Raw genomic sequence first — 11,489 nt, 5'->3', positions numbered from 1 at the left:
GGAGGCCCGCTTAGATATGGCCGATGTTTTCCTTGGCGACATTTTTGGGAGGAAAATGGATGTTGAGCACTCCGCTATGGGTGGAATCCGGGAACTTCCCGTCGCGGTAAAGCGAGTCGATCCGCTTTCCGTCGAAGGCATTGGTCGCCTTGTTGAATTCCACGACCTGCTCGGGCGTCCAGCCCGGGTTTTGCCGGCAAAAACGGTGGATGGAGGCCTTGGTCTTGCTGGCGGCGTCGGTGGGGTTGTTGAAAATCAGGCTTTCGATGGGCTGCGAGGCTCGCTCCCACTTGATTTCCTTGCCGCCCCGGTCCTTCCAATGGGTGGACTGAAGCAGCGCGAGCTTTTTATCCTTCGACAGCTCGGGGTGGTATTTGTCCGTCATGAACTCCTTGACGGTGATCTGTTTCGTCTCTCCTTTTTGGTCGATCTCCAGAATGTCTTTGTTGTCGATGGTGCGACGTTCCGTAGCGTTCCAAGTGTCGATTCCTCGAATATTCATTAGTATCGTCCTCCCGTTTTTTTCCGCCGAGGAAACATCCTTCGGCTGTCACGGCTCTATAAAGCAAGCCTTGGGCCAAAAGCGGGAAGGTTAATACTATTAGTAATATCAGCTGGTTAACTTCCAGACCTCACAAGATATTTATAATTTTATAAAACCTTGCGTTCAAATTTTTATATTTTTATAATTTTTCAATAATAATTCAGGTCAAGTTCCGGCGGACCACAACCTTAGTCAGCGAGCTCCGTCTTTCACCGCCCGAAAGGCGGCGAAGGTCTCCGGCTCGAGACACATCGCCCGACCATGCCTTGGCTCTCCCTCCGGTCCCGGAACGGGCGTCCTCAGGGTGGTGCAGGAGCCCCCTGCTGGGGCATGGACGTCGACGAAATAAACAAGCCCCTTTCTAGTGGCATCGCCGGCGGCGACCCGAAGAGTGTTCGGGGAAAGCTGCTGAATTCGCAGAGAGCGACTGTCGAGATCGGCCCCCAAGAGTTCCTCGAGCCCGTACACCAAGGCCTCCTGCTTTTCGCGGAGGCCCAGGGTCTCGGAGCGCCGGTGTAACTCGGCCGTCCTCGCCTCGAGGCGCGCTTCGCGCAGCTTGAGCTCCGGAGTCTCCCGACCGGCCTTCTCTAGGTCGGAGTAGTAGGACTCCCAGTCTCGATGCAGCGCCTGAAAATCGCCGCCGAGCCGCTCGCGTTCTACCGCGAGACGCCGATCGGTCTCGGCGTCCGCCGCCGCCTTTCGCACCTCCGGCGCCAGTCTCGGCCGGGCTCCCTGGACAATGGAGCCTTTCGCGAACAGCTCCTCCAGCTTCTTGAGGCGCTGCGCCGGGGACAGGCTTGAAAACCCCGGAGAGCCTCGCTTGAGGAAATCCTCGACGCTCATCTCTCGAACCTGATCCGTGTTGAACTCGCCGATTCGCAGTTTGTCCTGAAGATCGATGGTCCCGGCGACGTTTCCGCTGTCTTCCAAAAATACTCCGAACCGCGGAGTGGGGGTGTTGGGTAGCGACATGTTCACGCTCCTAAAAATTGGCCTTGGGCGCCGGAAAGGCCGTCGCCCAAGGCAGGGTCCGAGGATCCTATTCGCTACGATTCAATCGCCTTGTCTCGTTCCTTACCGGCTGCCTGATCTCATTTTCCCGGGATTCGTCGATGCATTGATTCAGGAAAATTTCCTTTGTGGCGGGGGCGTTTCCGAAACAATCGTAAGACAATTCTCCCAACACCGCGGTTTGAATTTTGCAGGAATCCAGCAGCGTATCCAGGTAGGCCTCGGCCAAGAATTGACACGAAACCGGTTCGCTGCACCATTTTCGAAGGCAGGAAACGCGCGCTTCGGCGCAGTCAAGCGTCTGCGCGATTCCCGGCACATGGGTATAGTCGGGCGGAGGCGACTCGGCCCCAGGGGGGACTTTTAGGCAAGACGCCGAGAAGCTTTCGCATTTATCGATGCAACCAAGCACCCAACCGAAATGGGGCTGCATCTTTACGTTTTGAAGGTTAGCCGGGACGGGCATCGCCGGATTCGCCTCAACCGCGAGAGGTGCAAAGCACGTTAAGAGAGTCCAAAATACCAGATGGAAATTCGACCGTTTCATTTTATTACCCTCCTTCTTATCGTTTCTCCTCGCCCGGCAACCGAGATTCCTGCGCCGGGCACCTAGGAGTTTTTTTCTTAAAAATTGGCCTTGGGCGGCGGCGAGGCCGGCGCCCAAGGCAGGGTTGGTTCCGCTATCCTATAGATTGGGCAGGGGTTTCTCCTGGGATTCGATGAAATGCTCCATCGCTTGAGCCTGGACGCAGCTCGCTTTGAAGGCGTCCACCTTTACCTTGTAGCCGATGGCGCAGGCGATCAGCTTGTTGGAATCTCCCGCGGCCTGGATTTGACAGAACTGGTTGAAAACGACCCTCTGCATCTCGGCCAAGTCGGCGCAGGTCGCCTTCCCGCCTTGACATTGGTCGGCGCAAGCCACGGCCTTGTCGGCGCAGGTCGAGACCACGACGGAGTCGGCGACGGAGTCTTCCTCGAGACCCGAAACCACGCACTGCTTTCCCTGTTCCCGGCAGGCGCTCGTGCAAAGGGCCGCTTCGCCTGCAGGACTCCCCGTCAATGGCGCCGGAAATTTCGCGTCCACCCCCTCCTCTTGCGGCGCCTCGCTCGGCTGCGGCGGCAATGCTCCGTCGGGGGCCGGTGCCGTCGGCAGCTTTCCTCCCAAGTCCAGGCCCGAATCCTGGTTCGCGTCGACCCTGGGCGCCTCGAAGGAGCCGCCCGTCCCGCCGCTGCACGCGGAGAGAAGAAGCAGGCACAAACCCGATAAAATGATTTTGTTTCCATAGTTCCTTTTCATAACGATCCTCCTTGTCTGAAAAGAATCACCAAAGACCCGTGGCGTCGCCGAAGTCGTCCACCGCGCCGGTGCCCGCGTCGATGCCGTCCTCGACCAGATCCTTCCCCTTGTTGGCGATCTCGTCCCCGGGGCCTGGTACGCTCGGGACGTCGGGTAGGCCGCCCTTGCCCGAGCCGCCCTGCTTGGCGGGCGCCGGCTTGCTGTTGGCGTCGAGCACCTCCCAGGCGACGCGGGTCGTCTGGCCTTTCTCCTCGCGGGTGAAGGAATAGCTGGTGCCGTCGAAGGTGATCTCGTTGAGCAGGCGCCAATCTTCATAACCGTTCTGGGTCTCGGGCTGAGTGACGCGGATAATGTGGTCGTTGCCGTACAAGGCCGTCAGCAGCGCGGTCAGACGCGAGGCGGCCTTCTGCAAATTCGAGCCGAGCACCGTCTTCTCCCAACGGTTGGCGCTGGCGACCGACTGGGCGAACTCGGCGTCGATCCCCTCGAGAAATTTGATGACCTCGGCGCTGGGCGGCGCGGTGAAGGGGGCCTCCTCCTTCTCGATGGCCTTGGCGAGGTCCTTGGCCGAGGAAATCTCGCTGCCGGGGAAGGCCGCCTTGAAGGCCGCCATGGCCTGTTCCTCGCTCACGCCGGCCATTTGCAAGAGGGCCTTCAGGGAGCCGTCCTTCACCTCGGCGGACTCGCCCTCCAGGGCCTCGACGGCCTCGCCTTCCTCGACGTACATCTGCTTGACCCCGTCGATGTTGCCCTCGAGCTCCTCGATCAGCGCGGCGGCCTCCTCGGCGAAGTCCGGGTCCGAGACCAGGTCGGAGACGCGGTCGAGCTTGGCGCTCAATTTTTCGTGCAGCTCCTCGGTGATCCAACCCTTGGCCTCGAGCTTGTCGATCTGCTTCCGGCACTCGTCGCGGCGCTTCTGCAAAGAGGCCACGTCGGTGCCGCCCTCGACGTCCTCCGACCCGCCCGCCGCGTCGACCGCGCCGCCGGCGGCGAACTTCGACTCGATCTGGCCGATCTGCAGGTAGAGACGGGAAAATTCCGCGTCGCGCTGCGCCGGGCTCAAGGATTGGGCGAAATTGATCTGACTTTGAACGACTTGGATCTCGCGGAGCAGCGCGGACTTGCTTTCCTCGGTGAGATCGCTCTGCTCGACCATGGCGACGAGGCTGCTCAGGCGCCCGCGCAGTTGGTCGACGGTCAGCCCGGTCGGCTGCATCTGAAAGGAGCTCTCCTCGGCCGGGGCCTCCTCTTCCAGGGTGAAATCGTAATCCTCGCCGTAATACAGTTCGTCGACGGACGTGGCGGGGTCTTGGTTGAGGGCGTTGGCTTTAGGCTGGGAAACGGTCTGGGTCATGGCGATCCTCCGAATTTGAATTCCAAAGGAGCTCGTGGCTCCGCGGAATACCAAAAGCAAGAGGAGTGCCAAGGAGGGGTGTTTTAAAAAACTTTGTAATTGTCGATAGTTATATTTGCAGGCCTGAGGAAATAATTATAATTTTATAAATAAATTTGTGCATATTTATAATTTTATAAAAATTGAATCGGGATATTTCCCCGCCGCTCATCGCGCGACAAGCCCGCGTATTTCGGGATTGGAAATCCCGGCTCCGAGCCGTAATATGTTCCTGAGCTCGGGAACCGAACTAAGGAGGTCCCATGGCATCGGCGCCTGGACGGGCCCTCTTCGGGTTTCTCATCCTTGTCTCGTTCGCCCTGACCCCCCACCTGAAGGCGGAGCCTTGCACCTTTCCCTCGCAAAAAGCGGTCTATCTGTTTCGTCCGGCCCTGGAATATCAAAGCAGCTTCGACGAGGAGGACCTCTTCGTCCCCGATGAGCTGAAGGACGCCTTTTGGAAACAATGCGTCCCCGGCCCTCATTTCGCCCTCGCCAAGAGCGGCCCCTACTGCCGTCAGGCCTTCGGGGAATGCCAAGACTGGACGATCGCCCGGGCGATGCTGCAGGCGATGACGGAGTGCATCCCGCTGACGAAATGCGATGATTACACCGGAAATCCTCCGCTTGCCGGCGTCTATGTCTGCTCCTACGCCGAGGCCCAGGCCATCCTGACCCAGGACCTACTCGCCGCTAAACCGGCATTGGCGGCCAAGGTGCAGCAGGCCTGCTATCCCCGCGTCAATATTGGGGATCAAGACAAGGCACCGGGGACCTTCAAGGCGGTGGACCCGGGGCTGCTCCCCAAGTCGAGGGGGGATTGAGTCGATTCACAACTCCCGGCCCCGCGGCGCCGATTTATGCTTAAGGGAGCACGCATTTGAAAAGGCTACTTCCATTTTTATTTAGCGCCTGGGTCGTCGCCTGCGGCGGTCTCGCCCCCTCGGGCGGCCCCGCCGGTGGCGGCGGATCCCTGGACGCGCCCGCGATGCCGGCCGCGCCGGCCTCGGCGCCGACCGCCGCCCAACCCGTCAACGGCGCCGGCGGCGAAGGCGGTGGCGAGACGGCTTTTGCCTACCAAGCCGCGCCCGGCTTCCCGGCGGGAAACCCCGGTCCCGACGTCACGCCCGAGGACAAGAAGTTCCACTTCTACATCTTTCCCAAGATCGAGGAATACGAGCAGAAGGTCTTCGCCGGCCCGGTCGAGGCCAGCCTGAAGGGCATTCGAGTCACGGGCACCCTCCAATGTCAGGCGTCGGCCCATGCCGCCCGACCCTGCCAGGAAGGCCTGATCCTGCGCGCGATCGACCTCAAGCGGATGAAGTTTGTGGAGACTCCGATCGACGCCCAAGCGGACGGCCGCTTTGCCTTCCATGCGGAATTTCCCGGCAGCGCCCAACCCGAAGGGCCGGCCAACTTCGAATACTGGCTTTTTTATTTGAATTACAGCCCCGGCTACGCGCCGACCGGGCTGCAATCCCTGCAAGACTGCCCCGCCCCCGGAACGGGCGCGGCGAATTTCTCCTGCCTGCCGGCGTCTCCCGGACCTTTCAGTTGGGGTGTCGGCATGCCATTTGAGAGCGTCGAGCCGAAGCAGGGTCCCCGAGAATTTCATTTTTAGGATTGGGTTCCGGAGATCATTTACCCACTTCCGGCTCCAAGCCCATCTGGGCGAGGCTCTGCGCCAACAGGGTCCCGGCCACCGCCTCGGACTTGGCTTCTTCCCAACCCGCTTCCTCCACCATCGCCCGCGCCTCCATTTTTCGCAGCCGCAGCAGGGCGCGTTTGCCCTGCGGGTACTTCGTGTCCAAGTGGCGCCCGGCGGTCTCCAGCACCTCCGCGACGGACTGATCGGCCAGTCCCAATAATGAGGCCTCGATTTCGGCACAGATGTCCTCGCGGGTCTCGCCGGGCCGCCTTGTCTCCTCGTGCACCAGGCGCAAATACCTGTCGGTCAACAATGCGGTCATGGCGTCGACGTGATCCACGAAGTCCTGAGCCAACCGTTTGATACGACCCTGCAGACGGGGCTCTTGAAAATCCGGATGCGTCAAAAGCTCCCGATAGGCAAGCGAGGTCGCTCGAATTTGCCTCATCACGGTCTTGGGCAGAGCGGCGTAGCCCAAGCCGTGGGCCACGATGTCGTGAAAGTGATGGGGGCCCTTTCCCGACCAGGGAAATTCCATCGGATCCCGGGTCATATGCTCCAGGTAGGGGAGAAGCTCCGCCTCCCCCTCGGCATTGGTCTCCGCGTCGGTGGGCTCCCAGAAGCGGAAACCGTAAGCCTCGGCTTTCAGGCGCCGATTGAGCCCCTCGAGTTCGGGATAACGGACCGTACCGTCGGGGTTCGCGCGAATCCCCCAGCGCCGCGCCAGTTCGGGAAGGTTGACGAAGACCTCGTAGAGGTTGCCCTCCAGAGAGGCTTTCGTGTCGCTCCGGGGATCGTAGTCCTTCGCCCGCGCCGTCCGGAAGGTCTCTCCCGATTCCTCCGTGTCTTCTCGGACGATCTCCCAATGCTCGCCGCTCGGCAGCGTCTTGGTCGCCGTTCCGGCCCGCTCCGTCGCGGCGAAGTCCCGGACTTCGGAAGGCGCCATATCCAAGACGGCCTCGCCGCGATTCGAACGGATCACCTGCACCTGGCTGCGGTCGGCGAGATCCGTAAAGGAGAGCCGTGATTGGGCGATCGGCTCACCTTCCCCGGAAATATTGAGGCCTTCCACGAACTCCTCCCGCATCTTTCTGTCGCGCACGAATTCCCAGAACTCAAAGGTACCGGCCGCGCCTAATCTGCCCTCGCCGATGAAAATGAGCGTCTTCGCCGGGTCCTCCTCGACGACGCGCGCGAGCTCGACGTCGAAGGTGTTGTCGCAGAAGATCCAACCGGCGACGACGATGTCCGCATCACGAGCGGCGGCCACCGCATCTTTCGTCTCGACCGACTCGTCGAAGACGATGCCCCATTCGTTTTCACCCTTGAGGTCGGAGGGTTGGATGCGTAGGCCAAAGCCGGCCAGTCGCCGGTTGAGGGCCCGGCTCAGTCGTCCGTCGCCGGCGACGATCTCCGCCACCCGCGGCTCGTGACCGTGGGTCCTGCGGAAGGCCTCCGCCTGCTTGAGAATGTAAGTCGCCATCGCGTCGAGGAATTCTCGGGTGTAGACCTGGAAGACCGGCGGTCCCGTCTCAGGGTCGCTGACGATCCGAGCGCAGTCGGTTGCGCTTAACCGTTCCCGAGCTTGCTCCGCCAGTTCCTCCACCTCGTGGCGGGTCGGCTCGCGGCCCAGGTCGCCCCGCAGGAATGCGTTCAAGAGCCGCAATGGATTTTCTTGAAGCCCGGATCGGCCCTTCGCCAGCCGCTGCAGTTCCGGCCCGAAGGTAAGCGCCGCAATCAGCTCAGCTCCGGACCCCGTGACAGCACCCTCGGCCTCCGCTGCGCCGCCGCGAAAGATCTTCCGACCGCCGCGCTCCGCCCTGCCGCGCAGGTCCGTCGCGCCGCGGAAGCTCCGCTCCGGGAAACGCGCCGCCAACTCGCCCGAGGCGCCGCCGCCCTCCGTACCCTCGGCCTTCGCCATCAAGTAGAAGTCGACGCCCGCGGCCTCGGCGGCGAGGATCCCTTCTTTCACCGTCCCGCCGCCGCCGACGAAGAGCGCCAGGCCCTGTTTGGCCTTCACCAGGTTGAGCGCGGCGAGCAACGGATCCACCCATTGATTGCGGGCCCCCGCGAACACCAGGTCGTCGACCAGCTCAATCTCGCCCGGGATGGCGCCCTCCTGGATGAAGCCGACGACGCGGAAGCCCCGCTCCCGCGCCAGCTTGTGGACGACCGCCTCCACGCCGTGGTCCGTGCCGCCGGTGATCAACACGGTCTTTTCGGGATCGAGTTCGTCCAACAGACGGCTCGTCTCGCGTTCCACCGTCTCCGCGGAGGCGGGGTATTGTCCGAACTTGGAGGCGCCGGACACCAGCACCGGGGTCCGGTCGCCGACCAGCTCGTTGGCGACCGCCTCCATCGTGTGGATGCGCTTGCCCTTCGCGCGCAGGTTTTTCACCAAAAGATCGCGATGGCGATGCGTCTCTTCCGTCCCCTCGCGCTTCGCGGGAGCGGGATTAAGCTCCTCCAACTGCCGCTTCGTGAGCACCTTTTCGGCGATCTGGTAGCCGTCGTAATACTTGGACAAGAGAAACTCGAAGCCGCCGCCGGGACCGCGCCGGCTGCCGACCACCGTGAAGCCGTCCTCGGTCACATAGCCCACCGGCGGCCGGCTCTCCGCGGACACGCGGTACTCCACCGCCCCGGAGCGGCGGCTCTTGCCGTGGACCCACACGCCTCCCATGGCATCCACGGTCAGCGAGTGCCCGGCCTCCTCCGAACCGTAAGAGGTATCCGCCATCACCCGCAACATCCCCGGGCTCTTGATCGGGCCGGGCAGGTCGCCGAAGGGCGAATGGCCGTTGATCTCGGTGTCGATGCCCGCCGCGCGGAAGTAATCGAGGACCTCTTGGGAGGGCCCGCGGAAATTGCCGTCCTCAAGCTGGCGGAACGGGTAGATGACGCTCTGGTCGTTCATGAAGACGACGCCGCGGCGCCCGCCGCCCGCGTCGGCGTCGGGGTCCCAGATCGCGTCGCCGTAATCCAACAGCGTTCCGGGGATAGTACCGCCCATCCCCTCCGAGACGTAGGCGCGCTCGATGCTTTCCAATTCAGCCCGGCCCCAGGCGTTGAGCTCGGAGACCCAGCGACGCGCGTCGCCGATCTTCTCGGTTCTTCCGGGAACCACGCCCAGATTCGTGGAAGTGACGCCGCCGTGGACGTAGAGGACATTCTTGTCGGCGTGGAGGATTTGGCCCAACCGAAGATATTCGAAAAAGGCGCCGCCCGGGCGGACGCGGTCCACAAAGTCCCGCGCGGCCGCCTCGGGGGATACGGGGCGGTCGGTGAGCTCCTCGAGCTCCAGCCGGTGCCGCTCGAGGGCGCCGGGGTTGCCGCGCGATTCCAACCAATACTCCACCTGCTGCTCGAGGGCGCCGGAGCGCTTCTCCAACTCCGCCTCCGGGAATTTTTTTGCCAACCAGGCCCGGTAGTCCGGGTCCTTGCCCGACTGAATCCGCGGCAGGTCGCGCAGCAGGCCCAGCTTGTTCAAGTCGCGGTTGCCCCACAGCAGAGTGACGCGCTCCGGGTAGCGCTTTTTCAAATCGACGAGCCACTGGACCAGCTTGACCGAGTCCGGACCCCGGTCGGGGAGGTCGCCGCCGAAGACGAGCTTTTCGTTGGGATCCTTCGGATGGACGAAGTCGAGACGTCCGTCCACCCAACGCAACTTGCCGGACTCGACCAGCTTGTCGACGGCATTCCGGCGACCTTCCAGATCGGTCAAGAAATGGGTCCCGCGTTGATTGGGCGGGAGATCGAAGCGGTCCCCGAAGCGGTGCTGCAAATAGGTCCTCGCCTGGTCGAGGTCCTTCACCACCTCGGCCCAGCCCTTTTTCGCCGCCATCGTGTCGAAGGGGGCGATCAGGTCGCCCGTCCAGCGGGACAAGGCCTTGGCGTCCTTCCCCACTGCGGCCTCCACGCCGCCTTGGCCCAGCTTGGAGACCAGCCAAGACGCCTGAGCGGCCCGCGCCGCGAAGTGGACGAGCAGGCCGAGCTCTCCCTCGGGTTTCTCCATCAACTTTTGCAAGTCCTCCGACGAGGCGTCGTAGAAGCGTTGCAACAGGGCCTTCCCTCGCTTCCGGTCGCCGGCCAGGGCTGTCGCGAATTTCACCAGGGCTTGTCCGGCGTAAACCCCCGGCAGGTTCAAGGCATGGTCCAAGTCGCCGAAACCGCCGAACATCCAGGCCTTGTTTTCATCCCGCACGAAGCGGCCGAGCTCCGCGTCGCCGCCGGCGGCGGCCTGCAGCTTCGCGGCGAGGGCCTCCGTCCCGCCGGAGGGATTTTCGAAATGCTGCTGCAGGATGGCCTTGACGCGGGCGCCGTCGAGGGAGGGAAATTTGCGTCCCAGCTCGCCGCCGAGATAGCCGACGTGCTGGGCCAAGGCGGCCCGGCGGAAATAGTCATTCTCAAGCCTATTCAGCTTCCCGCCCTGAAAATGACCCGCGGTCCGTGCGACCAGGGTCGCGAAGGCGGATTCCGCAATTCGGCGCTGTCCGGGGCTGAGTCCCCGCACCGCGGGGAGGGCGAGGTAGTCGGCCGCTGAACGCTTCCCGACTTGATCGGCGATCTCGCCCAGCCTCGGCGTCCGCTCTCGGATCTCCTCTGCGGAAGCGACCTTCAGCGTTTGGAATACGTCCGGCTCGGGAGGGGCCGCCTCGGCGGAGCGACGCTCCGGCGTCCGCGTTTCAAGTCCCGGCTTCTCCCGCCTCGGCGCACTCGGAGGGCCCTCGCCGCCCCGGGGGCCCGGCTCGCGGGAAGGGCGCGGGGGCTTCGGCTCGGCCCTTCCTCCTTCCCCAAGCGGGGGGGAAATCTTGGGTTCGGACCTTCCGCCGCCGATGAGCTGCTTGGTCATCCCCATTTGGACGCCGCCGAAGGCGCAGACCGAGACGATGTCGCGGAACTCCTCCCAGCTCATCGCGCGGTAGTCGCCGTCCAGCGTTTGACGGACGTAGGCGTCCAGGACCTCATCGACGGCCTCCTGAACGGTGTCGGCGGCGAGGCGCAGCGGCCCCAGCCGCGGATCGGCGGCGTAGCGCGACCACATCTGGCGAAACAGATCCCCGCGGGCCCGAACGGCGTGGGGCTGCAAGGGGGCGACCAATCCCATCGCGAGGCCGGTCGCGACCGCGTCCTTGAACCAGCCTAGAACGGTGTCGGGTTCCGTCTTTAGCTGGCCGGAGAGTTTGGCGCCGGTGTTCTCCGCTAGCGAGATATAGCCGCCCATCAAAACCGCGCGCGTGAAGGGCGAATCGAAGATCTCGCGCGTCGCCCGCGCCAGACCGCCGCTCCCGCGCATCGCGGCCCGAGCGCCCCCGCCGCCCTTGCCCAGGCGCCCTGCCGCCGCAAGCGCGCCGCCCGTCCTCTCCAAGGCGCGTAGGCCCCGCAGGGAACGGAGCACCCTGCCCGCCGCCGCGGCGCCGCCCGAGACCGCGGCGAGCGCCGCCGTCTCGAGGGTGGTGGCGGCGAGGCCGGCCAGCTCGGAGCTCCAATCCGCCGCGGCGGCGCGGAAGCCGCGGTTCATGACCCCGCCGGCGCGCATCGCCGCGAAGAGGTCCGCTTGAACGGCCTCGAGGTCCTTGGGAGTCCGCGCCCGGCG

7 protein-coding genes are annotated in these 11,489 nt (G+C 63.6%); 2 read left to right on the top strand and 5 right to left on the bottom strand.

What is annotated here, in order from left to right; translation table 11 throughout:
- Nucleotides 1–10 precede the first annotated feature (10 nt).
- The 4 genes from FBR05_05360 to FBR05_05345 all read right to left on the bottom strand — a co-directional run bounded on the left by FBR05_05360 (nt 11) and on the right by FBR05_05345 (nt 4,206).
- Nucleotides 11–502 (bottom strand): hypothetical protein, encoded by a 492-nt coding sequence (locus FBR05_05360; GenBank protein MDL1871612.1) that lies wholly within the window; start codon nt 500–502, stop codon nt 11–13.
- A 234-nt stretch (nt 503–736) separates the two neighbouring features.
- Nucleotides 737–1,516, bottom strand: coding sequence for a hypothetical protein (locus FBR05_05355; GenBank protein MDL1871611.1), 780 nt, complete (start codon nt 1,514–1,516; stop codon nt 737–739).
- A 724-nt stretch (nt 1,517–2,240) separates the two neighbouring features.
- Complete coding sequence (locus FBR05_05350; GenBank protein ID MDL1871610.1) at nt 2,241–2,852, bottom strand: hypothetical protein; 612 nt, start codon at nt 2,850–2,852, stop codon at nt 2,241–2,243.
- Nucleotides 2,853–2,877: 25 nt separating this feature from the next.
- Nucleotides 2,878–4,206, bottom strand: coding sequence for a hypothetical protein (locus FBR05_05345; protein ID MDL1871609.1), 1,329 nt, complete (start codon nt 4,204–4,206; stop codon nt 2,878–2,880).
- 302 nt (nt 4,207–4,508) lie between these two features.
- On the opposite strand from FBR05_05345, the gene FBR05_05340 reads away from it, so the two are divergent.
- Together FBR05_05340 and FBR05_05335 are read left to right on the top strand one after the other, a co-directional pair.
- Complete coding sequence (locus FBR05_05340) at nt 4,509–5,069, top strand: hypothetical protein (protein ID MDL1871608.1); 561 nt, start codon at nt 4,509–4,511, stop codon at nt 5,067–5,069.
- Nucleotides 5,070–5,125: 56 nt separating this feature from the next.
- Nucleotides 5,126–5,866, top strand: coding sequence for a hypothetical protein (locus tag FBR05_05335; protein MDL1871607.1), 741 nt, complete (start codon nt 5,126–5,128; stop codon nt 5,864–5,866).
- Nucleotides 5,867–5,882: 16 nt separating this feature from the next.
- Here FBR05_05335 and FBR05_05330 read toward each other — a convergent pair.
- The coding region (locus FBR05_05330; protein MDL1871606.1) for a hypothetical protein at nt 5,883–11,489 on the bottom strand (5,607 nt) is incomplete at its 5' end.

The organism is Deltaproteobacteria bacterium PRO3 (assembly GCA_030263375.1).
Taxonomy (GTDB): Bacteria; UBA10199; UBA10199; order DSSB01; family DSSB01; genus DSSB01.
This window is presented reverse-complemented; position numbering and strand designations above follow the sequence as displayed.